The sequence below is a fragment of the Achromobacter xylosoxidans genome (assembly GCF_014490035.1).
GTDB classification, from domain to species: Bacteria; Pseudomonadota; Gammaproteobacteria; order Burkholderiales; family Burkholderiaceae_B; genus Achromobacter; species Achromobacter bronchisepticus_A.
The window spans coordinates 3,247,394-3,268,235 of record NZ_CP061008.1; the positions used below are offsets into that span (position 1 = coordinate 3,247,394).

Sequence of the window (20,842 nt, forward strand, 5' to 3'; positions counted from 1 at the left end):
GGCCGCCTGCCCGGCGGCTGGGTCAGATAATTCCGCGGCCTTTCAGCTCCGCGATGCGGGTCTGGTCCAGGCCTAGCCGTTCGCTTAGCACGTCGTCGGTGTGCTGGCCCAGGGTGGGGGCGGCGCGGCCGTAGCGGATGGGCGTGTCGCGCATGCGGATGGGATTGGCCACGGCCGGGGTGTCCACGCCGGCGGCATGGGGCAGCGACAGCTGCATGCCGCGATGGCGCACGTGCGGATCCTGGAATACCTGTTCGATGTTGTAGATGGGCCCGCAGGGCACGTTCGCCGCCTGCAGTATCTGCACCCATTCCTGCATGGTGCGCGCCAGCATCGCCTCGGCGATCGGGGGTATCAGCGTGTCGCGGTTCCGGTTGCGCCCGCCGGCCGTGGCGTAGCGTTCGTCGGCGGCCAGGTCGGCGCGGCCGATGGCGTCGCAGAGAGCGCGGTACTGGCCGTCGTTGCCGACCGCGACGATGACCGAGCCTTCCTTGCAGGCGAACACCTGGTACGGAACCATGTTGGAATGGGCATTGCCCATGCGCTGGGGCACCCGCCCGGACAGGAAATAGTTGATGGCCTGGTAGGACGAGATCGTGATCACGCAGTCCAGCAGCGACATGTCGATGTACTGCCCGACGCCGCTGACGTGGCGGTGCTCGACAGCGGCAAGAATCGCCGTGCTGGCGTAGACGCCGGTCAGCAGATCCGTGATGGCGATGCCGGATTTCATCGGCTCGCCGGCGGGGTCGCCGGTGATGCTCATCAACCCACCCATGCCCTGGAACACGAAGTCGTAACCCGGCAGCGGCGCGTAGGGTCCGTCCTGGCCGAAGCCGGTGATCGAGCAATAGATCAGGCGCGGATTGATGGCGCGCAGGCTGTCGTAGTCCAATCCATAGCGCGCCAGCGTGCCGACCTTGTAGTTCTCGACCAGCACATCGGAGTCCTTCGCCAGTTCCGCGATGAGCGCCTGGCCTTCGGCCGTGGCGATGTCCACGGTAATGGACCGCTTGCCGCGATTGGCGCTCAGGAAGTAGGACGAGTCCCGGGTCTCCGCGCCGTCGGCGCCGGTCAGGAACGGAGGCCCCCAGCCGCGCGTGTCGTCGCCGTGCGCGGGGCGCTCCACCTTGATGACGTCCGCGCCCATGTCGGCCAGCGTCTGCGTCGCCCATGGGCCGGCCAGCACGCGCGTCAGGTCCAGGATCTTCAGATGGGATAGCGCGCCGCGCGGTTGCGCGGCGGCGGTGTTGTCTCGCTCCATGTCGCTCCGATCGGGGTGGGCCCCGTTATGTCCGGGATCCACCTTAATGACCGGAGGGGCGTGGGTCCAATATCGTTTTGCGCGTTATCGATTCGAATTGAGTATCGGCGGCGGAATCAGGGCGGCCATTCAGCGCTTGTAGCCAATCGCGGCAGAATGCCGTGGGCGGGTTCTTTATTACGAAAAGAAGTTAAGACATTCAATATTGATCGTTTGGATTCATATAACGAATTGTTAGATTGGAGGCTCGTTTTTGGCCCGCCACGATACGTTCCATGAATCTGACCTTCGACCATGTCCACAAGCACTTCGGCGAACTGCCGGTGGTGGACGGCTTTACCAGCGAAATCAAGACCGGTGAACTGGTCGCCCTGGTAGGCCCGTCGGGCTGCGGCAAGTCGACCTTGCTGCATCTGGCGGCCGGCCTGGAAAACCCCACCGAAGGCAGCGTCCTGGCCGACGGCAAGGCGGTCGCCGGCCCCCATCCCAGCCGTACCCTGGTGTTCCAGGAGCACGCGCTGTACCCCTGGCTGACGCTGGAGGACAACGTGGCGCTGGCGCTGGAATTCCAGAACACGCCCAAACCCCGCGCCCGCGAAGCCGCGCGCCAGTGGCTGGCGCGCGTCAGCCTGGCCGGCTTCGAACACTATTACCCCCATCAGGTGTCCGGCGGCATGCGCCAACGCGCCGCCCTGGCGCGGGCCTTCATCGCGCAGCCGCAGACCATGCTGATGGACGAGCCCTTCGGCGCGCTGGACGCGCTGACCCGCCTGAGCCTGCAGGATGTGCTGCGCCAGCTCATCGCCCAGGAAAAGCCCACCGTGTTGCTGGTGACCCACGACGTGGACGAGGCCTTGTTCCTGGCCGATCGCATCATCGTCTTCAGCCCGCGCCCGGCCCGCGTGCTGCGCGAGTTCAACCTCGCGCACCGCGAAAAGACCCATGACCTGTCCGGCCTGGCGGCCGAGAAGCGCGAGATCCTGCGCCTGCTCGGCATCGCGGTGGACGGTTCCGGCGAACACGCCGACCTGGCCCTGGCGGCCTGACCCCCCGGATCTCTGGATTCTTGCTGGCGGCGCGTGCGCGCCGGCCGGCTCTGCATACCTTGGAGCACTTCCCATGAAACTGAAGCAATGGCTGTCCCTGCCGCTGGCTGCGGCGCTGCTGGCGGCGGCCCCCGCGATGGCGGCCGAGAAATTCCGCGTGGGCTATCTGCGCGTGATGGACGATGCGCAAGCCATCGTCGCGCAAGAGGGCGGCTATTACAAAAAGGCCGGCCTGGATTCCGAACTGATCGAGTTCAAGTCGGGCACCGACCTGATCAAGGCGATTGTCGGCGGCCAGCTGGACATTGGCGTGCTGGGCTTCACCAACGCGGTGGCCTGGGCTTCCAAGGGCGCGGACCTGAAGGTGGTGGGCGGTGCGCAGCAGGGCTACCACTCGCTGATCGTGCGTGAAGACTCCGGTATCAAGGACATCGCGGGGCTGAAGGGCAAGACCCTGGCTTCCCAGGCCGAAGGCAGCACCGCCGACGTGGTCCTGAAGGGCGTGGTGCTCAAGCAGGGCAACCTGGGCGCGGACGACGTCAACGTCATGGGCGTAAGCCCGGCCGTGGCGGTCCAGTCGCTGGTGGGCAAGCGCGTGGACGCGGCCTTCCTGTTCGAACCCTACGACCGCATTGCGCAGCTGGTGGCGCCGGTCAAGCAGATCTATGAAGTCGGTCAGGCCTGGCCGTTCCCGTGCATGGTGGTGATCACCTCCGGCGAAACGCTGGCCAAGCGCAAGGACGACGTCTGGAAGGCGCTGGATGCGCAGAACCAGGCCATCCAGCTGCTGCAGAAGGAACCCGCGCAGGCTTCCAAGCTGATCGCGTCGTACTTCATCGCCGAGCCCACCTTGAAGACCTTGACCCGTGGCGAGCTGCCGCGCGAAACCGTCATCGCCGAGGCCATCGGCACGCAGGTCTTCACGCCCAAGCTGACCGACAAGGACACCCGCCGCATGCAGGAAATCGCCGACATCCTGCAGGCCCAGGGTTCGCTGAAGACCCGCGACGGCAAGCCGTATGACGTCTCCAGCATCGTCGACCTGTCCTGGCAAGAGGCTCGCAAGCTTTGAGCGCATCTACCCGAGTCACCGGCGCCCGCAAACACTTCGCGGGCGTTCTGGGCGTGTTGTTCATCCTGGCCTTGTGGCAACTGGCGGCGTTCGCGCTGCCGGACTTCCTGATGCCGGGCGTGCCCGCCGTGGTCGAGCGCTTGGTCGAAGACCTGGGCAAGCAGTCCTTCCACCAGAGCCTCTTGGGCACGCTGGGACGGCTGGGTGCGGGCTACGGCCTGGCGCTGGCGGCCGGCATCGGCTTCGGCCTGGTGGCGGCGGTGCTGTTCTTCTTTCGCGAAGTGCTGCGCAGCGCCATCGTCATCCTGCAGTCGATTCCGTCGATCGCCTGGGTGCCGCTGTTCCTGATCGTGATGGGCTTCGGCAATACGCCGATCATCGTGGTGGTGGCGCTGTCCGCCTTCTTCCCGGCCGCGCTCAGCGTCATGAACGCGACTGAATCGGTGCAGCGCGTGCACGTGTCGGCGGCGCGCGTGATGGGCGCCACGCGCTGGGGGCTGGTCAAGCGGGTCTACCTGCCGGCCGTCATGCCCGAGCTCATCACCGGCGCGCAGCTCGCCTTCGGCAATGCCTGGCGCGCGCTGATCTCGGCGGAAATGCTGATCGGCTTCGGCAAGGGGCTGGGCCGTTCGCTGGCCTATTCTGGCGAAATCGCCGACATGACCGGCGTCATGACCAACATCCTGGTCATCGCCGTGCTGGCCGCGCTGATCGATCAGTTCGTGCTTGAAAACCTCAAGCACCGCCTGCTGCGCTATCAGTACGTTTAAGGGCGACAGGAGTTCCGCATGATCGGCCGCATCCGTCTGTTGGTCCTCGGCGCTTGCCTGGTTGCATCGGGTTTCGCACAGGCGCAGTCCGACGCCTTCGCGGCGGCTCGGGCGCGCGGCGAGCTGGTGGTGGGCGTGCCTTACCTGGCGCCGCCGCCTGCGGCCGGCGCCAAGATCCGCACGCCGGACGGCCTGGACGCGGCAATGACGGACAGAGTGGGGCAGAGCCTCGGACTGCCGGTGCGCCTGGTGCAATTGCCGCAGGAGCAGGCCGCTGCCGCGCTGGCGGCGGGACAGGTCGATCTGGCCCTGGCCGACGGCGAGTCGGGCCAACCGGACACCGTCGCGACGCAGGCCACGGGCTATGCCGCGCGTCCCAAGGCCGTGATCCGCAGCGATACCAGCCTGCGCCGGCCCGCCGACGTGCGCGGCCGCAGCGTCTGCATGGCCGAGGCCGCAACCGCTTCCCGCGCCTTGGCCGAAAGCTGGGGCGCCGTGGTGCGCACCTACCGCGTGCCGTCCGATGCGCTGGTCGCCGTGCGCGAAGGCAACTGCGACATCGGCCTGGTCGACGACGCGGTCTGGGAGCCGCTGGTGCGCTTTCCGGAATGGAAGAAATTCTCCTCGACGCTGGCGGCCGATGGCGCCCGGCGCGAGCGCGTGTGGCTGCTGCCGGCCGCCGACTCCGCCAGCCGCAACTGGCTGAGCCAGGAAATGCGCGCCTGGGATCGTGCGGGCGCCTGGAAGGCCATGACCGCGAAGTGGGCGCGCGATGTGGCCTTCGACGTGTACCTCGATCAGGAAGTCCCTGACTGCCACGGCTAGGGGCTGCCGGCACATACAATGCCGGTCATGACGCACACGCTGACCGCCCCTTGCACCTACCAGGAAGACATCAAGAAAAGCCGCTTCGTCGCGTATGCGGCGCCGGTGTCCGGCGTGGACGAAGCGATGCGCTTCTTTGCCCAGCACAGCGACGCGGAAGCGACCCACAACTGCTGGGCCTACCGCATCGGCCAGGAATACCGCTTCAATGACGACGGCGAACCGGGAGGCACGGCTGGCCGTCCCATCCTGCAAGCCATTGAAGGCCAGGACATGGATCGCGTGGCGGTGCTGGTAGTGCGCTGGTACGGGGGCATCAAGCTCGGCGCAGGCGGACTGGTGCGCGCCTACGGGGGCTGCGCGGCCAACTGCCTGCGGCTTGGGGACCGGACCGAGATCGTGGATCTTGCAACCGTCGCCTGCGCTTGCGGCTTTGGCGAACTGGCGTTGCTGAAGTCGCGCCTGGCTCAGGCAGGCGCGGCCATCCTGCAAGAAGATTTCAACGAAGAAGGGGTGGCGCTACGGTTCACGGTGCCGCGCGCAGCGGTGGCGGACCTGGAAGTGACCGCCGCCAACATCACGCGCGGCCGTGCGGCCTGGGAAGTCGAGTCCTGATCCCAGGGGGCACGGGCCAGCGTAGCGTTTTCAGGCGTCCTGTCCGTTCTGGGCAGCCGCGATTTCCTGATGGACCTTTTCCATGTCCACTTCCTTGATCTTGGCGAGCAGCTCATTGAGCTGGCCGCCCGACAGGGCGCCCGGTTGCGAGAACAGCAGGACCTTCTCGCGGAAGACCATCAGGGTCGGGATCGAGCGGATGCCCAGTGCGCCGGCCAGTTCCTGTTCCACGTCGGTATTGACCTTGGCGAAGGTGACGTCGGGATGCTCGGTGGCGGCCTGCTCGAAGACCGGCGCGAAACCGCGGCAGGGGCCGCACCACGGCGCCCAGAAATCGACGATCAGCGTACCGTCGGGGGTGATGGCTTCCTGGAAGCTGTCTTTGGTGAGTTCAACAATACTCATTTTGAATCCTTGCCGGCGAGCGGCGTAAAAAGCGGTCTCAGAGGCCCGGGGTATGCCCGTCCCGGACCCGATGGGGCGTTGCGGCGGCGTTCGGTGCTTTAGAACGATAGTAGAGCGGGTAATGGCCGCGTCGCAATGGTTGGCGCCAGGGGCGCGGGCTGCGGCCCTCAGGCCGCGGTGCTTGCCGGGGCGCCGTTTTTCAACGACGCGACGATCTCGAAGGACCGCAGGCGGTCGGCGATATCGTAGAAATCCGAGACGATCATGACTTCGTCGGCCTCGGTCTCGGCGACCAGCGCTTCCAGTTCGCGCCGGACGGTATCCGGGCCGCCCACGATCGCGGCGCCCAGTCTTTGATGGACCGCCTCGCGCTCCCATTCGTTCCACAGGCCGTCCATGCTGTCCACGGGCGGCTGCAGCTGCAGGCGGTTGCCGCGCACCAGCGACAGGAATTTCAGCTGCTGGGTTGTGGCCTGGCGCCTGGCGGCCTCATCGGTTTCGGCGGCCACGACCGGCACGCCTATCATGGCGTAGGGCCGCGCCAGCGTTGCCGACGGCTTGAACAAATGGCGGTACAGGCGCATGGCGGCCATGCCTTCAGGCGAGAAATGCCCCGCGAAGGAGAAGGGCAGCCCCAGCTCCGCGGCGAGCCGCGCGCTGAAATCGCTGGAACCCAGCAGCCAGATCGGAATGTCCAGGCCTTCGCCGGGAATCGCGCGCACCGGTTGCCCGGGGCGCGAAGGCGCCAGGAAGCCGCGCAATTCTTCGACCAGCGCAGGGAATTCCAAGCCGCTGCGCGGACCGCGGCGCAAGGCGTGCTGCGTGGCGCCGTCGCTGCCGGGTGCGCGGCCCAGACCCAGGTCGATGCGGCCAGGGTAAAGCGTTTCCAGCGTGCCGAACTGCTCGGCGATGATCAGCGGAGCATGGTTGGGCAGCATGACGCCGCCCGAGCCCACGCGCAGGGTGCTGGTGTGCGAGGCCACGTGGCCGATCAGCACCGCCGTGGCGCTGCTGGCCACGCCGTTGATGTTGTGGTGTTCGGCCAGCCAGAAGCGTTTGTAGCCCAGGCGTTCCACGTGCTGCGCGACCGCAACCGTGTTGCGGAAGGCGTCAGCCGCGTCGCGGCCCTGCACAATCGGGGCCAGGTCCAGTACGGAAAAAGGGATGCGTGCCAGGCTGCTCATGCGGAAACCTCCGTGTACACGGTGGAACAGGACAGCGGGGCGGAAACAAAGCGGGTAAGGCGCAAGGCGGACTCCATATGCCGTTATACATGGGGAGTGTATCGGTGAAATCAAGCGGACCCGCCAGCAACCTTATGGTGCGGCGGGTTGATTGATTTCCGCTATTCCTGCGATTGGCCAGCTCTGTAGGGCGGCTTTGGCGGCCTGGCCTAGCCTGGGAAGAAGGCGTAGCGGATCACGAACAGCGCGGCGACCAGCCAGGTCGCGGGATGCACGTCGCGGATCTTGCCGGTGGCCGTCTTCAGCACCACGTAGCTGATGAAGCCGAAGGCGATGCCGTTGGCGATCGAGTACGTGAACGGCATGACCAGCGCGGTCAGCGCTGCCGGCGTGGCTTCGCAGACGTCGTTCCAGTCGATGTCGATCAGTTCGCGCATCATCAGGCCGGCCACGTAGAGCAGGGCGGGCGCGGTGGCGTAGGCCGGCACGGCGCCGGCCAGCGGCGAAATGAACAGCGCAGCCAGGAACAGCACCGCGACGACCAGGGCGGTCATGCCGGTACGGCCGCCGGCCTGCACGCCCGAGGCGCTTTCCACGTAGGCGGTGGTGCTGCTGGTGCCCAGCATCGAACCGGCCACGATGGCGCTGCTGTCGGCAAAGAGCGCGCGGCCCAGGCGGTTGGGGCGGTTCTCGGGCATCAGGCCCGCGCGCTTGGCCACGCCCACCAGCGTGCCGGTGGCGTCGAACACTTCGACCAGCACGAACACCAGGATCACGTGCACGAAGCCGCTGTGCAGCGCGCCCAGGATGTCCAGCTTCATCAGCGTGGGCGCCAGGCTGGGCGGGGCGGCGAAGATGCCCTTGAATTCGTTGTAGCCCAGCGCCATCGACAGCACCGTGACCACCAGGATGCCGATCAGGATCGCGCCGCGCACGCGCAGCGCATCCAGCGCGGCGATGATGAAAAAGCCCAGGATGGCGAACAGCGGGCCCGGCTGGGTCAGGTCGCCCAGCGTGACCTTGGTGGCGGGATGCGCGACCACGATGTTGGCGCTGGATAGCGCGATAATGGCAAGGAACAGCCCGATGCCGGCGGCGATGGCGCTGCGCAGCGAATGCGGAATGCCCTTGACCAGCCAGACCCGGATGCCCGAGAACGTCAGGAACAGGAAGATCACGCCCGAGATGAACACGGCGCCCAGCGCCTGCTCCCAGGTGTAGCCCATGGTCTTGACCACGGTGAATGCGAAGAAGGCGTTCAGGCCCATGCCCGGCGCCATGCCGATCGGCCAGTTGGCGATCAGCGCCATCACCAGCGAGCCCAGCGCGGCGGCCAGGCAGGTGGCGACGAACACGGCATCGCGGTCCATGCCCGTCGACGACAGGATGTCCGGATTGACGAAGATGATGTACGACATCGTCAGGAAGGTCGTCAGGCCGGCGACCAGTTCCGTACGCGCTGTCGTGCCGTGTTCACGCAGCTTGAATAGCTTCTCGAGCATTCGAGTCCCCAATGTGTTTGCAGGATTGCGGGTTGTTGTGGGCGGGCCGTGTTGCCCGCCGGTTTTTCATGAAAGGGCGTATTTTCGCATCAGTTGTAAACTCTGCCGCCATGATTATTCTCGGCTTTGAAAGCTCCTGCGACGAAACCGGCGTCGCAGCCGTCTGTACGGAACGGGGCCTGCTCGCGCACGCGCTGCATACCCAGATCGCCATGCACCAGGAATACGGGGGCGTGGTGCCGGAACTCGCCTCGCGCGACCATATCCGCCGCGTCGTGCCGCTGACCCGCCAGGTCCTCGAAGACGCGGGCCTGCAAATGTCGGATGTCGGCGCCGTGGCCTATACGGCCGGCCCCGGCCTGGCCGGCGCCTTGCTGGTGGGCGCCAGCGTCGCGCAGTCATTCGCCTGGTCGCGCCATCTGCCCGCCATCGGCATCCATCACCTGGAAGGCCATCTGCTGTCGCCGATGCTGGCGGATCCGCGACCGGAATTTCCCTTCGTGGCCTTGCTGGTGTCCGGCGGACACACGCAGCTGATGCGCGTGGACGGGGTGGGGCGCTATGAATTGCTGGGCGAAACGCTGGACGACGCCGCGGGCGAGGCCTTCGACAAGTCCGCCAAGCTGATGGGCCTGGGCTATCCGGGCGGGCCGGCGCTGTCCCGGCTGGCTGCCAGCGGCGATGCCGCGCGTTTCGATCTGCCGCGCCCGATGCTGCACAGCGGCGACCTGGATTTCAGTTTCAGTGGCCTGAAGACGGCGGTGCTGACCCGCGTCAAGGCCGCCGAGGCCGCGGGCGGTCTGGACGAACAGACCCGCGCCGACCTGGCCGCGGCCACGCAGGCCGCGATCGTGGAAGTGCTGGCGGCCAAGGCCATCAAGGCGCTGAAGCAGACCGGCCTGAAGCGCCTGGTGGTGGCCGGGGGCGTGGGCGCCAACCAGCTGCTGCGCGCCAAGCTGGACGCGGCGCTCAAGCCGCTCAAGGCGCGCGCCTATTTCCCGCCCCTGGAACTGTGCACCGACAACGGCGCCATGATCGCCTTTGCGGCCGCCGAGCGGGTCAAGGCGGGCCTGGCGACCCTGGATCCGGACGCGCACAGCTTCACTGTGAAGCCGCGCTGGGACCTGGCCGACATCGCCTGAAAATGAAAAGGGCGGCCTTGCCGGCCGCCCCGAAGCGCATTCGTTTCGCGCTTATTTCTTCTTGCCGCCGCCGATGCGGCTTTCCGTGCCCTGGACCAGGCGCGTGATATTGGCGCGGTGGCGGTAGAACAACAGCACGCCGATGGCCGCCAGCGCCACGCCCATGGACGGCTGCGCATACCAGGCCAGGCCGGAGCCGAACACGTAGTAGACAGGGGCGAAGAAGGCCGCCACCAGCGAAGCCAGGGACGAATAGCGGAAGAATACCGCGACGATGAGCCAGGTGGCCGCCGTGGCGACCGCCAGCCAGGGCTGGATCGCCACCAGCACGCCCAGCGCGGTGGCCACGCCCTTGCCGCCCTTGAAGCGCAGGAATATCGGGTACAGATGGCCCAGGAAGGCGGCCAGCGCCACCAGCGCCAGCGCGACGGGGGAGATCCCGGGAGCCAGCTTTTCGGCCAGCCAGATTGCGAACCATCCCTTGGCGGCGTCGCCCAGCAGCGTCAGCGCGGCGGCGGTCTTGTTCCCGGTGCGCAGCACGTTGGTGGCGCCCGGGTTCTTGGAGCCGTAGCTGCGGGGGTCTTGCAGGCCCATGAGCTTGCTGACGACCACCGCGAACGGCACGGAGCCGATCAGGTAGGCCAGCAGGATGAGCGCAGCGCTGAAGACCAGGGAGGGGTCGTTTATCGCCATGGAGAGAGGGTCCGTTGTTGTTGTGTTGTTGCCGTAATGGCTGCGGATTCTACCGCGCCCGGGGCCGGGTCCGGCTACGGGTTATCGAGCGGGGCGGCGGCCCCCGTCTGCCAGCCGATCGCACGGATGCCGGCCGCGGACGGTACAATCCGACGCGTTCACCCGCGTTTTATTTTCTTTCGGATGCACAATGCGAATTCTGGTTTCGAACGATGATGGTTATTCGGCCCCTGGGCTCGAGGCGCTGGTTGACGCGCTGCAAGGCCTGGGCGATCTCACCGTTGTCGCGCCCGAGACCAACCATAGCGGCGCGTCCAACTCGCTGACGCTGAACCGGCCTCTGTCGGTGCGCACCGCCTCCAACGGCTTCATCGCCGTCAACGGCACCCCGTCCGACTGCGTGCACGTGGCGCTCACCGGCCTGATGGATACCCGGCCCGACCTGGTCGTCTCCGGCATCAACAACGGCGCCAACATGGGCGACGACACCCTGTATTCGGGCACCGTGGCGGCCGCCAGCGAAGGCTATCTGTTCGGCATCCCGGCCATCGCGTTCTCGCTGGCCGAGAAGGGCTGGGCGCACATCGATTCCGCCGCGCGCGCCGCGCGCCTGGTGGTCGAGCGCCACCTGGCCCAGCCGCTGGCCGCGCCGGTGCTGCTGAACGTCAATATCCCCAGCCGCCGCTTCGAAGACATGCACGGCTTCGCGGTCACGCGCCTGGGCAAGCGCCATCCTTCGCAGCCGGTGGTGCGCACCACCACGCCATATGGCGATACCGTCTATTGGATCGGACCCGTGGGCCTGGCTGCCGACGCCACGCCGGGTACGGACTTTCATGCCGTCGAGCAGGGCACGGTGTCGGTCACGCCGCTGCGCCTGGACCTGACCCAGCACAGCCAGCTCGACGAGATCCGGACCTGGGCGGAGCCGCTATGCGTAAACGCGTAAGCCAGCCGGACGTGACCCAGCCCGTGCCCGGGCGCACCGGTCCGGTGCGCTACGACTCGGGCCGGCTCAGTCCCGGCGTCACGCCCGCCAACAGCAACACCCGCATTTCTGCAGCCACGCTGCAACGCCAGACCCAGGCGCCCACGCCCGCATCGGGCAGCAATCTGGGCCTGAACTCGGACCGCTTGCGCCAGGCCATGGTCGAGCGCCTGCGCGCGCAGGGCATCACCGACGAACGCGTGCTCAACGCCATGGGCGCGGTGCCGCGTCATCTGTTCGTCGACGAGGCGCTGGCCAGCCGCGCTTACGAAGACGCCGCGCTGCCCATCGGCCATTCGCAAACCATCTCCCAGCCCTGGGTGGTGGCGCGCATGATCGCCGCCGCCTGCGACGACCGCACGCCCACCCGCGTGCTGGAAGTCGGCGCGGGTTGCGGCTACCAGGCGGCGGTACTCGCGCAGTTCGTGCGCGAGGTTCACTCCATCGAACGCATCCGCGGACTGTATGAACTTGCGCGCGAACATCTGCGCGCCTTGCGGCTCACCACCAGGATCCGCTTGATCTACGGCGACGGCATGCTGGGTCTGCCCGGCGTGGCGCCGTTCGATGCTATCGTTGTGGCTGCCGCTGGCCTTGCCATCCCGCAGGCGCTGCTCTCGCAGCTCGCGCCGGGAGGCCGCCTGATCGCTCCGGAAGGGGGCGCCAACCAGCGCCTGGTTCTTATCGAACGCACAGGCGCGGCCAGCTGGAAACGCACTGAATTAGAGGCCGTGCGCTTTGTGCCGCTACGGGCCGGAATACAATCTTGAGCAAACAGGAGAAACGTATGCTCAACGGGCAGTTGCAACTGACCGATATCACCCTGGGCGCGTCCATGACGCGCCTGCGCCGCCCGCTCTTCATCGCGGGGGCTCTCAGCCTGTCCATCCTGGCTGGCTGCGCTTCCAAAGGTACTCGCGCTCCGGTGGTCGACATGACCGGCGGGCAACCCGCGCCGGCCACCCAGACCGGCGGCACCTATGTGGTGAAACCGGGCGACACGCTCTACAAGATCGCCCGCGCCAACAATGTGGATGTCGAGAACGTCAAGCGTTGGAACAACCTCAGCGATCCCAACCAGATCTCGGTCGGCCAGGTCCTGAAGATGTCCGGCAGCGCCAGCGGCGGTGCCCAGACCGCGCCGGTAGCGGGCACCAAGCCGCAGCCGCGTCCGCTGGACCAGCCGGAAACCCTGCCGCCGCCCACCACTGAAACCACCACGCCGCCACCCACGGCGCCGGTCGAAACCAAGCCCGCCACGCGCGCGGCCGACGCGGCCGTCATCAATTGGGCCTGGCCTGCCAGCGGCCAGATCGTGCAGGGCTTCAACAACAGCAGCAAGGGCATCGACATCGCCGGCGCGCTGGGCGATCCGGTCACCGCCGCCGCGGACGGCCTGGTCAAGTACAGCGGCAACGGTGTGCGCGGCCTGGGCAACCTGATCATCGTCGAGCACCAGAACGGTTTCATCACCGCCTACGCGCACAACCGCGCGGTGCTGGTGAAGACGGGCCAGAACGTCAAGCGCGGCGCCAAGATCGCCGAACTCGGCCAAAGCGATACCACCTCGCCGCGCCTGCACTTCGAAATCCGCCGCCAAGGCCAGCCGGTGGATCCCATGCAGTATCTGCCCGCGCGATGACGCCGACTCTCGTCTTCGACCTGGAAACCATCCCCGACGCCGAGGGGCTGCGCAAGCTCAACGGCTGGGGGGCTGACGTTCCCGACCAGGAAGTGGTCGAACGCGCCCTGACCGCGCGCCGCGAGGCCGTGGGCCATGATTTCCTGCCGCTGCATCTGCACAAGGTGGCGGTGGTGGGCTGCGTGTTCCGCGACGACCAGGGCTTTCGCGTCAAGACCCTGGGCCAGCCCGACGATCCCGAGGCAGCCTTGCTGGCGGGTTTCTTCAAGACCATCGAGCGCTACACGCCCAAGCTTGTGAGCTGGAACGGTTCCGGCTTCGACCTGCCGGTGCTGCATTACCGCAGCCTGATCCAGGGCGTACCCGCGCCGCGTTACTGGGACATGGGCGAGGAAGACCGCGACTTCAAGTTCAACAACTACATCTCGCGCTATCACTCCCGGCACCTGGACCTGATGGACCTGCTGGCCAAGTACAACGGCCGCGCCAACGCGCCGCTGGACGAACTCGCCAAGCTCTGCGGTTTTCCGGGCAAGCTGGGCATGGACGGCAGCAAGGTGTGGGAAGCCTGGAGCCAGGGCCGCGCCGACGAGGTGCGGGCCTATTGCGAAACCGACGTGGTCAACACCTGGCTGGTGTATTGCCGTTTCCGCTTCCTGCGCGGCGAGCTCGACCGCACTTCGTACGAAACGGAAATCGCCTTGGTGCGGGACACCCTCAGCGCCAGCGATGCGCCGCACTGGAAGGAATACATGGCGGCCTGGGACGCCAACTGAGCGGTGTCTTGGCCGGAGGATCCGTCCTCCCGGCGGACAGGATCGAACGGGGCCCGTGCGGCCCCGTTCTTGCGTCTGGCGCCTGCGCAATCGACTGAAACATTGCTTGCGCCAGCGAAACCTGGATGAAACCGGGCCAATCGCACAATGGCCTCGCTTTCTTCACTTTCAGGAGACCTACATGTCCCGATTCGCTATCCGCTCCAATTTGGCCGCTCTTGCATTTGTCGCCGCGACGGGCGGCCTGGTGGCCGGCTCCGTCATGGCTGCGCCTCCTCCTCCCGCTGACGGCGGTCCCGCCGCCATGCACGATGGCCAGCGCGGCGGCTTCCACAAAGGCATGCGCGACGGCCTCTTCATTCCCGGCCTGGGTCCCGTGACCAAGGCCCAGGTCGCCGAGCTGAAGCTGGACGACAAGCAGCAGGCCTTGTTCAAGACCGCGCAGGACGGCCAACGCAGCCTGCACGAAGCCATGCGCGCCTCTGGCGACAAGCGCCATGACCTGCTGAAGGCGCAACTGGACAGCGGCAAGCTGGATCCCCGCGCGCTGGTCGAGCAGTCCGAAAAATCGCGTGATGCCTTCGGTCCCCAGGCCAAGCAGGTGCGCGACCAATGGCTTGCGGTCTGGGACAGCCTGAATGACACCCAGCGAGGCCAGGTGACCAAGTTCGTCAAGGAACGCCAGGATCGCATGCAGGAGCGCCATGCCCGCATGGAAGGACGCCACGGCAAGGGCAAGGCTGAAGCGCCTGCCGCCGCCGCGCCGGCCAAGCCTGCCGCCAACTAAGCCGTGTGGCCGGCCGTCCTGGCCGGCCCACGCCAGCAACCCCGGACACGCGACCGCGTGCCGGGGTTTTTTCATTTGGCGTCCCGGATGGTGGCTAGCGGCGGCCCGCCATGCGAGCCGATCCGGAGCGGGTTCCCCGTTTTGACGCATAGGGGCGTGCGCCGGCGCTCGCGTCCGCACTGTTCTGGTGCGGGGCGGGTGCCGCCAGCGACGCATGCGCCGCCGTATCGGCCTGCGCCAGACCTGGCACGGACATTGCTTTGTGGAGTAGGAACCGGTTTCAAACGCTGCACCGCCGGTCCTTGGGATGCGCCTCGGCCATCCGCCCATTCGACAAAACCGATCAGGACTCCGCACCATGAAGAAGACGTTGCTAGCCGTGCCCTTTGCGCTCGCCGCTTGTTTCGCCGCGACAGCGCAGGCCGAACCCACCGATCTGGGCGGCGGATTCTCGCTCAGCGGCAACGCCGCCATCGTCAGCGACTACCGTTTCCGCGGCTACTCGCAGACCGACTTCCGGCCTGCCGTGCAGCTGGGCTTTGACCTGACCCACAGTTCCGGCTTCTATCTGGGCAACTGGAACTCGAACGTGTCCGATTTCGTCTTCACCGACGGCAACCTGGAAATGGATTTCTATGGCGGCTGGAAGGGCGACGTGGGCGGCGGCTTCACGCTGGACGCGGGCGTGCTGCATTACTACTACCCCGGTTCCAGCTCGCCGAAGGGCGGAAACTACAACAATACCGACCTCTATCTGGGCGCATCCTACGGCAACTACAGCCTCAAGTACTCCTACACGCCCAGCGACTTCTTCAGCACGCCGGACAGCAAGGGCACCTGGTATCTGGACGGCACGGCCAATTTCGATCTGGGCGACGGTTGGGGTCTGGTCGGCCACCTGGGCTACCAGAAGCTCAAGAACCAGACCAATATGGACGGCGACTCCATCGGCCATTACGTCGACTACAAGCTCGGCGTGACCAAGGACCTGAAGGGCTGGATCCTGGGCCTGGCCGCGGTGGGCGCGACCAAGGACAACTGGCTGCCCACCAAGTACGGCCATCCCTCGGGCCGCCTGGGCGCGGTTTTCTCGGTGGCGCGTTCCTTCTGACCGATATCCGTGGCGGCGCCTGGCGGCGCCGGCTTTCGGGCTTGCCAAGGATTGGCGGCGTCCGCCGTCCGCGGCAAGCCCTTTTTTCATCGGAAGGCCGTTCCGGCCCCGCATGGCCATTTCCAGGAATGGCCGCAGTCCTTTTACAATAGCGGGTTGCGTGTAATTCTTCTGGACTGCGTGAGATGTCTGACGTTTTGAGTATTGAATCCCTGGACCTGGAAGCCAGGGGTATCGCCCGCCGCGACGGGAAAGTCGTCTTCGTGGAAGGCGCCTTGCCGGGCGAACGGGTCACCACGGTTACGCTGCGCCGCAAGCCGTCCTACGAGATCGCGCGCGTGGACGAGGTGCTGCGGCCCTCGTCGCAGCGGGTGACGCCGCGCTGCCCGCATTTCGGCGTCTGTGGCGGCTGCGCCATGCAGCATCTGGAGCCCAGCACGCAGGTGGCGATCAAGCAGCGTTCGCTGGAAGATACTTTCTGGCACGTCGGCAAATTGCGTCCGGCGCGCATCCTGGCGCCGCTGCAAGGCCCGACCTGGGGCTACCGTTACCGCGCCCGCCTGTCGGTGCGCGTGGTGCCCAAGAAGGGCGGCGTGCTGGTCGGCTTCCATGAGCGCAAGAGCAGCTACGTGGCCGACATGCGCGAATGCCATGTGCTGCCGCGCCACGTGAGCGACCTGCTGATCCCCCTGCGCGAAATGATCGGTTCCATGTCCGCGCCGGACCGCATGCCGCAGATCGAAGTGTCGCTGGGCGAGGGCGTCACCGCGCTGGTCCTGCGCCATTTGCTGCCGTTGACCGACGGCGACATCGCCATCCTGCGCGCCTTCGCCGCCAAGCACAACGTGCAATGGTGGCTGCAGTCCAAGGGTCCGGAAACCGTGCACCCGCTGGAGCGCGAGCACGGCGACACGCTGGCCTACACCATGCCGGAATTCGGCCTGCGCATGCCGTACCGGCCCACCGATTTCACTCAGGTCAACCACGCCATCAACCGCGCCATGGTGTCGCGCGCCCTGAAGCTGCTTGAAGTGCAGCCGACCGACCGCGTGGCGGATCTGTTCTGCGGGCTGGGCAACTTCACGCTGCCGCTGGCGACGCAGGGCAGGGAAGCCGTGGGCGTGGAAGGCAGCAAGGCGCTGACCGACCGCGCTTTCGACGCGGCATCGCGCCATGGCCTGGGCGATCGCACCAGCTTCGCCACCCTGAACCTGTTCGAGGTGGACGTGGAATGGCTGCGCGGCCTGGGCTATTTCGACCGCATGCTGATCGATCCGCCGCGCGAAGGCGCGCATGCCGTGGCGCAGGCCCTGTCGCAGCTGGAGGCGCACGAACGCCCCGTGCGCATCGTCTACGTGTCCTGTAACCCGGCCACGCTGGCGCGCGACGCGGCCATCATGGTGCATGAAGGCGGCTACGTGTTGAAGAGCGCGGGCGTGATCAACATGTTCCCGCACACGGGCCATGTGGAGTCCATCGCGGTGTTCGAATCGCTGGACGCCGAGGGCATCCAGGTCGTGCGGGAACGGGCCCGCCAGCGCGCCATCCAGGCGGCGGCGGAAGCGGCCGCCGCGGAAGAGGCCAAGGCCGCGGCCGCCGCCGAGAAGGCGGCCGCCGAGCAGGCGGCCACCGACGCCTATCACGCCAAGGTCGCGGCCGAAGCCCAGGACTGATGGCCGCGAGGCCTGGGCCGCTTCAGTGCTTGCAGCCCAGGCCTTCCAGTATCGGGCAGTCCGGCCGATCATTGCCCTGGCAGTGCTCGGCCAGATGCTTCAGGGTCGCCGCCATGTCGCGCAGCGCCTCGGCCTTGCGCTCCAGTTCCTGCACGTGTTCCAGCGCGATGCGCTTGACGTCGGCGCTGGCGCGGCTGCGGTCCTTCCACAGCGCCAGCAGCTCGTTCATCTGTTCCACCGAGAAACCCAGGTCGCGCGCGCGGCGCACGAAGTGCAGCGTATGCAGATCGTGTTCGCTGTACACGCGGTAGCCGGAATCCGTGCGTCCGGCAGGGCTGATCAGGCCGATGCTTTCGTAGTAACGGATCATCTTGGCGGAAATGCCCGAACTCTTGGATGCCTCTCCGATATTCATTGCTCTGCTCCTGTGTGGCCTGAGTGCGATTCTACGCTTGACCTTGCCATCATAGGAAGGTTTAAGCTGTTTTCCATGGTGGACGAAACGCAGTCCATCACCCTTGAATCCTATGGAGATAGCTATGAGCATCGAGTTCCAAGTGGCTGACATGACCTGCGGCCATTGCGCCAAGACCATCACGGCGGCGGTGAACCAGGCGGCGCCGGGCGCGACTGTCACAATCGATTTGCCCACCCACCGCGTGACCGTGACCGGGGCCGATGACGCCGGCAAGATCGAGGACGCGATCCGCGACGCCGGCTACCAGCCGCTGCCGGTGTAATGCCTCCAGGCGCGAGGCCGGGCTATGATAGGTTCGACCTCGCGCTAGCTATTTGTTCATTGCCAAAATCTATTGATTCATTGAATTTATTAAATTTGAATAATTGATAGCAGGGATTTATCATTCTTTCCATGGTGGTTAATCAAACAACCCCGCTACCCCAAGGAGAGATTTGAATGCTGCAAAACCGCGAAGGCCAACGTGTTCCGAACGTAACGTTCCCGGTCCGTGAGGACAACACCTGGAAGAAGGTCACGTCCGACGACCTGTTCAAGAACAAGACCGTCGTGGTCTTTTCCCTGCCCGGCGCCTTCACGCCGACCTGCTCGTCGACCCACCTGCCGCGCTACAACGAGCTGGCTCCCGCCTTCTTCGCCGCCGGCGTGGACAGCATCGTCTGCGTGTCGGTCAACGACACCTTCGTCATGAACGAATGGGCCAAGGATCAGGAATCGGCCAACATCACGCTGCTGCCCGACGGCAACGGCGAGTTCACCGAAGGCATGGGCATGCTGGTCGACAAGAGCGACCTGGGCTTCGGCAAGCGCAGCTGGCGCTACTCCATGCTGGTCAAGGACGGCGTGGTCCAGAAGATGTTCATCGAGCCGGAAAAGGAAGGCGACCCGTTTGAAGTGTCGGACGCCGACACCATGCTGGCGCACTTCGCCCCGTCGGCCAAGAAGCCCGACCAGGTGGTCGTGTTCTCCAAGCCGGGCTGCCCGTTCTGCGTGGAAGCCAAGGCGCTGCTGGATGCCAAGGGTTACGCCCCGATCGAGATCCCGCTGGAAAACAAGGTCCGTGGCCGCGTGATCGGCGCCGTCTCGGGCAAGGGCACCGCCCCGCAGGTGTTCATCAACGGCGCGCTGATCGGCGGCCTGGAAGACCTGAAGGCGCACTTCGCCTAAGCGTCTGCAACGCCACCGGCCCCGGGTCTGCCCTGGGGCCGGGCAGGGCGCAGAGGCGGTCCGCCGCCTGCTGCTCCCGTCACAAGTTTCCCTTTTTACGCACCTTTGCGCGCGGCCCCTCGGGCGCTGCGGGACTGCCCACGTCCAGAGGGTGCGAAAAAAGGCGGAACCAGCCTTTGAATTCCTGCTCCACGCCACATCGGGGGATACCCAGTCATGAAAACTCTGCATACCGATATTGCCGTCATCGGCGCCGGCACGGCCGGCCTGGCCGCCTACCGCGCCGCCCGCGCCGCGGGGCTGCGCGCGCTGCTGATCGAAGGCGGCCCGTACGGCACGACCTGCGCCCGCGTCGGCTGCATGCCGTCCAAGCTGCTGATCGCCGCCGCCGAAGCGGCCCACAACGCGGCTCACACCGAGCCGTTCGGCGTGCACGTGGGCGGCGAGATCACGGTCGATGGCGCCGAAGTGATGGACCGCGTCAAGCGCGAGCGCGACCGCTTTGTCGGCTTTGTGCTGGAAGGCGTGGAGAGCATTCCCGCCGAAGACAAGCTGCGCGGCTATGCGCGCTTCGTGTCGGACACGGTGCTGCAGGTGGACGAGCATACCGAGGTGCATGCATCCCGCGTGGTGATCGCCACCGGGTCGCGGCCCTCGGTGCCGCCGCCGTTCCGTGCGCTGGGCGACCGGCTGGTGCTGAACGACGACGTGTTCGCCTGGGATGATCTGCCAGGCCGCGTCGCCGTGTTCGGTCCCGGCGTGATTGGCCTGGAGCTGGGCCAGGCGCTGGCGCGCCTGGGCGTGGAGGTGCGCGTGTTCGGCGTCAGCGGCAGCCTGGCCGGCATCAGCGATCCGCAGGTGCGCAATACGGCGCGCAAGATCTTCCAGCGCGAGTTCTATCTGGATCCGGACGCCCGCGTGCTGGAAACGACCCGGGTCGGCGACGAAGTGGAAGTGCGCTACGTGGCGCTGGACAATACCGAACGCACCGAACGCTTCGACTACGCGCTGGTGGCTACCGGCCGCCGCGCCAACGTCGACGGACTGGGCCTGGAAAACACCTCGCTGCAACTGGATAAGCATGGCGTGCCGGTATTCGACCGCGAAACCATGCAGGCGGGCAATGCGCCCGTCTTCATCGCGGGCGACGCCAACGCCGACGCGCCGCTGCTGCACGAAGCCGCCGACGAAGGCCGCATCGCCGGCGAAAACGCGGCCCGCTACCCCGAAGTGCGCAAGGGCCTGCGCCGCGCGCCGCTGGCGGTGGTGTTCTCGGACCCGCAGATCGCCATGGCCGGGCAGGGCCACGCACGGCTGGTGCCGGGCACCTTCGTGATCGGCGAAGTGGACTTCAGCGACCAGGGCCGCTCGCGCGTCATGCTGAAGAACCGCGGCATGCTGCACGTCTATGCCGACATCGAAACGGGCCGCTTCCTGGGCGCCGAAATGGTCGGTCCCAGCGCCGAGCACATCGGCCACCTGCTGGCCTGGGCCGTGCAGCAGGAGCTGACCGTGGCGCGCATGCTGGAAATGCCGTTCTATCATCCCGTGATCGAGGAAGGCCTGCGCACCGCGCTGCGCGATGCGGCGGCCAAGCTGGCCCGAGCGCAGGAAGCGCTGCAGCGCGAAGAGCCGCAGAGCGAGACGGCCTGAACGCCCGAGGCATCCTGCGCGACCCCAACAAAAAGGCCACGAAACGTCG

The 20,842-nt window shown here is 66.6% G+C and carries 22 protein-coding genes; 16 read left to right on the top strand and 6 right to left on the bottom strand.

Features of this window, described 5'->3' with window-relative positions; genetic code table 11:
* Positions 1-22: 22 nt before the first annotated feature.
* Positions 23-1,264 (bottom strand): CaiB/BaiF CoA transferase family protein, encoded by a 1,242-nt coding sequence (locus tag IAG39_RS15220; protein ID WP_118932055.1) that lies wholly within the window; start codon positions 1,262-1,264, stop codon positions 23-25.
* A gap of 275 nt (positions 1,265-1,539) precedes the next feature.
* Between IAG39_RS15220 and IAG39_RS15225 the strand changes: the two genes are divergently transcribed.
* The 5 genes from IAG39_RS15225 to IAG39_RS15245 all read left to right on the top strand — a co-directional run bounded on the left by IAG39_RS15225 (position 1,540) and on the right by IAG39_RS15245 (position 5,592).
* A complete protein-coding gene (locus tag IAG39_RS15225; protein ID WP_118932054.1) occupies positions 1,540-2,310 on the top strand; it encodes an ABC transporter ATP-binding protein in 771 nt (256 codons plus the stop codon).
* A gap of 73 nt (positions 2,311-2,383) precedes the next feature.
* Positions 2,384-3,382, top strand: a complete 999-nt coding sequence (locus tag IAG39_RS15230) for an ABC transporter substrate-binding protein (RefSeq protein WP_059380084.1) — start codon at positions 2,384-2,386, stop codon at positions 3,380-3,382.
* Positions 3,379-4,152, top strand: a complete 774-nt coding sequence (locus IAG39_RS15235) for an ABC transporter permease (protein ID WP_054453964.1) — start codon at positions 3,379-3,381, stop codon at positions 4,150-4,152. The genes IAG39_RS15230 and IAG39_RS15235 overlap by 4 nt, the downstream gene beginning before the upstream one ends.
* An 18-nt stretch (positions 4,153-4,170) precedes the next feature.
* Positions 4,171-4,977 (top strand): transporter substrate-binding domain-containing protein, encoded by an 807-nt coding sequence (locus IAG39_RS15240; RefSeq protein ID WP_118932053.1) that lies wholly within the window; start codon positions 4,171-4,173, stop codon positions 4,975-4,977.
* Between the two features lie 27 nt (positions 4,978-5,004).
* Positions 5,005-5,592 (top strand): IMPACT family protein, encoded by a 588-nt coding sequence (locus IAG39_RS15245; protein WP_059380102.1) that lies wholly within the window; start codon positions 5,005-5,007, stop codon positions 5,590-5,592.
* 30 nt (positions 5,593-5,622) lie between these two features.
* Here IAG39_RS15245 and IAG39_RS15250 read toward each other — a convergent pair whose 3' ends face one another.
* The 3 genes from IAG39_RS15250 to IAG39_RS15260 form a co-directional block, all read right to left on the bottom strand.
* The gene (locus IAG39_RS15250) at positions 5,623-5,997 is read right to left on the bottom strand and encodes a thioredoxin family protein (protein WP_013394055.1); all 375 of its coding nucleotides are present in this window, start codon (positions 5,995-5,997) and stop codon (positions 5,623-5,625) included.
* 167 nt (positions 5,998-6,164) lie between these two features.
* Positions 6,165-7,181 (bottom strand): LLM class flavin-dependent oxidoreductase, encoded by a 1,017-nt coding sequence (locus IAG39_RS15255; protein ID WP_054453967.1) that lies wholly within the window; start codon positions 7,179-7,181, stop codon positions 6,165-6,167.
* A 209-nt stretch (positions 7,182-7,390) separates the two neighbouring features.
* The gene (locus IAG39_RS15260) at positions 7,391-8,683 is read right to left on the bottom strand and encodes an NCS2 family permease (protein ID WP_059380087.1); all 1,293 of its coding nucleotides are present in this window, start codon (positions 8,681-8,683) and stop codon (positions 7,391-7,393) included.
* 110 nt (positions 8,684-8,793) lie between these two features.
* On the opposite strand from IAG39_RS15260, the gene tsaD reads away from it, so the two are divergent.
* Entirely contained in the window at positions 8,794-9,825 is a 1,032-nt protein-coding gene (tsaD, locus tag IAG39_RS15265; RefSeq protein ID WP_118932052.1) for a tRNA (adenosine(37)-N6)-threonylcarbamoyltransferase complex transferase subunit TsaD, read from the top strand.
* Between the two features lie 51 nt (positions 9,826-9,876).
* Here tsaD and plsY read toward each other — a convergent pair whose 3' ends face one another.
* Positions 9,877-10,518 carry a glycerol-3-phosphate 1-O-acyltransferase PlsY gene (plsY, locus tag IAG39_RS15270; RefSeq protein ID WP_059380089.1) on the bottom strand — a complete coding sequence of 214 codons (642 nt, stop codon included), beginning with the start codon at positions 10,516-10,518 and terminating at the stop codon, positions 9,877-9,879.
* A gap of 190 nt (positions 10,519-10,708) precedes the next feature.
* Here plsY and surE point away from each other — a divergent pair, with 190 nt between their 5' ends.
* From surE to rlmD, 7 genes are all read left to right on the top strand, one after another.
* Entirely contained in the window at positions 10,709-11,467 is a 759-nt protein-coding gene (surE, locus tag IAG39_RS15275) for a 5'/3'-nucleotidase SurE (protein ID WP_059380090.1), read from the top strand.
* Entirely contained in the window at positions 11,452-12,276 is an 825-nt protein-coding gene (locus tag IAG39_RS15280) for a protein-L-isoaspartate(D-aspartate) O-methyltransferase (RefSeq protein ID WP_059380091.1), read from the top strand. Before surE ends, IAG39_RS15280 begins: the two co-directional genes overlap by 16 nt.
* Positions 12,277-12,293: 17 nt before the next feature.
* Positions 12,294-13,148: a peptidoglycan DD-metalloendopeptidase family protein gene (locus tag IAG39_RS15285; protein WP_118932051.1), complete on the top strand. Its 855-nt coding sequence runs from the start codon at positions 12,294-12,296 to the stop codon at positions 13,146-13,148.
* Positions 13,145-13,924 (top strand): 3'-5' exonuclease, encoded by a 780-nt coding sequence (locus tag IAG39_RS15290; protein WP_118932050.1) that lies wholly within the window; start codon positions 13,145-13,147, stop codon positions 13,922-13,924. Before IAG39_RS15285 ends, IAG39_RS15290 begins: the two co-directional genes overlap by 4 nt.
* A 181-nt stretch (positions 13,925-14,105) precedes the next feature.
* Complete coding sequence (locus IAG39_RS15295; RefSeq protein ID WP_059380094.1) at positions 14,106-14,711, top strand: hypothetical protein; 606 nt, start codon at positions 14,106-14,108, stop codon at positions 14,709-14,711.
* A 358-nt stretch (positions 14,712-15,069) separates the two neighbouring features.
* Positions 15,070-15,822 (top strand): TorF family putative porin, encoded by a 753-nt coding sequence (locus IAG39_RS15300; protein WP_059375682.1) that lies wholly within the window; start codon positions 15,070-15,072, stop codon positions 15,820-15,822.
* A 185-nt stretch (positions 15,823-16,007) separates the two neighbouring features.
* Positions 16,008-17,495 carry a 23S rRNA (uracil(1939)-C(5))-methyltransferase RlmD gene (gene rlmD, locus IAG39_RS15305; protein WP_118932049.1) on the top strand — a complete coding sequence of 496 codons (1,488 nt, stop codon included), beginning with the start codon at positions 16,008-16,010 and terminating at the stop codon, positions 17,493-17,495.
* Positions 17,496-17,517: 22 nt separating this feature from the next.
* Here the strand turns inward: rlmD and cueR are convergent, their stop codons facing one another.
* A complete protein-coding gene (cueR, locus tag IAG39_RS15310; protein WP_059375687.1) occupies positions 17,518-17,910 on the bottom strand; it encodes a Cu(I)-responsive transcriptional regulator in 393 nt (130 codons plus the stop codon).
* Positions 17,911-18,034: 124 nt separating this feature from the next.
* Here cueR and IAG39_RS15315 point away from each other — a divergent pair, with 124 nt between their 5' ends.
* From IAG39_RS15315 to IAG39_RS15325, 3 genes are all read left to right on the top strand, one after another.
* Entirely contained in the window at positions 18,035-18,235 is a 201-nt protein-coding gene (locus tag IAG39_RS15315; RefSeq protein ID WP_059375690.1) for a heavy-metal-associated domain-containing protein, read from the top strand.
* Positions 18,236-18,411: 176 nt separating this feature from the next.
* Positions 18,412-19,140 (top strand): glutathione peroxidase, encoded by a 729-nt coding sequence (locus tag IAG39_RS15320; protein WP_054453993.1) that lies wholly within the window; start codon positions 18,412-18,414, stop codon positions 19,138-19,140.
* A 216-nt stretch (positions 19,141-19,356) separates the two neighbouring features.
* A complete protein-coding gene (locus IAG39_RS15325; RefSeq protein ID WP_118932048.1) occupies positions 19,357-20,793 on the top strand; it encodes a dihydrolipoyl dehydrogenase in 1,437 nt (478 codons plus the stop codon).
* Positions 20,794-20,842: the final 49 nt, after the last annotated feature.

Bases quoted from the DNA above. Each gene is read 5' to 3' on its own strand.
- IAG39_RS15220 (WP_118932055.1), bottom strand. From the start codon at position 1,264: ATGGAGCGAGACAACACCGCCGCCGCGCAACCGCGCGGCGCGCTATCC.
- IAG39_RS15225 (WP_118932054.1), top strand. From the start codon at position 1,540: ATGAATCTGACCTTCGACCATGTCCACAAGCACTTCGGCGAACTGCCG.
- IAG39_RS15230 (WP_059380084.1), top strand. From the start codon at position 2,384: ATGAAACTGAAGCAATGGCTGTCCCTGCCGCTGGCTGCGGCGCTGCTG.
- IAG39_RS15240 (WP_118932053.1), top strand. From the start codon at position 4,171: ATGATCGGCCGCATCCGTCTGTTGGTCCTCGGCGCTTGCCTGGTTGCA.
- IAG39_RS15245 (WP_059380102.1), top strand. From the start codon at position 5,005: ATGACGCACACGCTGACCGCCCCTTGCACCTACCAGGAAGACATCAAG.
- IAG39_RS15250 (WP_013394055.1), bottom strand. From the start codon at position 5,997: ATGAGTATTGTTGAACTCACCAAAGACAGCTTCCAGGAAGCCATCACC.
- IAG39_RS15255 (WP_054453967.1), bottom strand. From the start codon at position 7,181: ATGAGCAGCCTGGCACGCATCCCTTTTTCCGTACTGGACCTGGCCCCG.
- IAG39_RS15260 (WP_059380087.1), bottom strand. From the start codon at position 8,683: ATGCTCGAGAAGCTATTCAAGCTGCGTGAACACGGCACGACAGCGCGT.
- tsaD (WP_118932052.1), top strand. From the start codon at position 8,794: ATGATTATTCTCGGCTTTGAAAGCTCCTGCGACGAAACCGGCGTCGCA.
- plsY (WP_059380089.1), bottom strand. From the start codon at position 10,518: ATGGCGATAAACGACCCCTCCCTGGTCTTCAGCGCTGCGCTCATCCTG.
- surE (WP_059380090.1), top strand. From the start codon at position 10,709: ATGCGAATTCTGGTTTCGAACGATGATGGTTATTCGGCCCCTGGGCTC.
- IAG39_RS15280 (WP_059380091.1), top strand. From the start codon at position 11,452: ATGCGTAAACGCGTAAGCCAGCCGGACGTGACCCAGCCCGTGCCCGGG.
- IAG39_RS15285 (WP_118932051.1), top strand. From the start codon at position 12,294: ATGCTCAACGGGCAGTTGCAACTGACCGATATCACCCTGGGCGCGTCC.
- IAG39_RS15290 (WP_118932050.1), top strand. From the start codon at position 13,145: ATGACGCCGACTCTCGTCTTCGACCTGGAAACCATCCCCGACGCCGAG.
- IAG39_RS15295 (WP_059380094.1), top strand. From the start codon at position 14,106: ATGTCCCGATTCGCTATCCGCTCCAATTTGGCCGCTCTTGCATTTGTC.
- IAG39_RS15300 (WP_059375682.1), top strand. From the start codon at position 15,070: ATGAAGAAGACGTTGCTAGCCGTGCCCTTTGCGCTCGCCGCTTGTTTC.
- rlmD (WP_118932049.1), top strand. From the start codon at position 16,008: ATGTCTGACGTTTTGAGTATTGAATCCCTGGACCTGGAAGCCAGGGGT.
- cueR (WP_059375687.1), bottom strand. From the start codon at position 17,910: ATGAATATCGGAGAGGCATCCAAGAGTTCGGGCATTTCCGCCAAGATG.
- IAG39_RS15315 (WP_059375690.1), top strand. From the start codon at position 18,035: ATGAGCATCGAGTTCCAAGTGGCTGACATGACCTGCGGCCATTGCGCC.
- IAG39_RS15320 (WP_054453993.1), top strand. From the start codon at position 18,412: ATGCTGCAAAACCGCGAAGGCCAACGTGTTCCGAACGTAACGTTCCCG.
- IAG39_RS15325 (WP_118932048.1), top strand. From the start codon at position 19,357: ATGAAAACTCTGCATACCGATATTGCCGTCATCGGCGCCGGCACGGCC.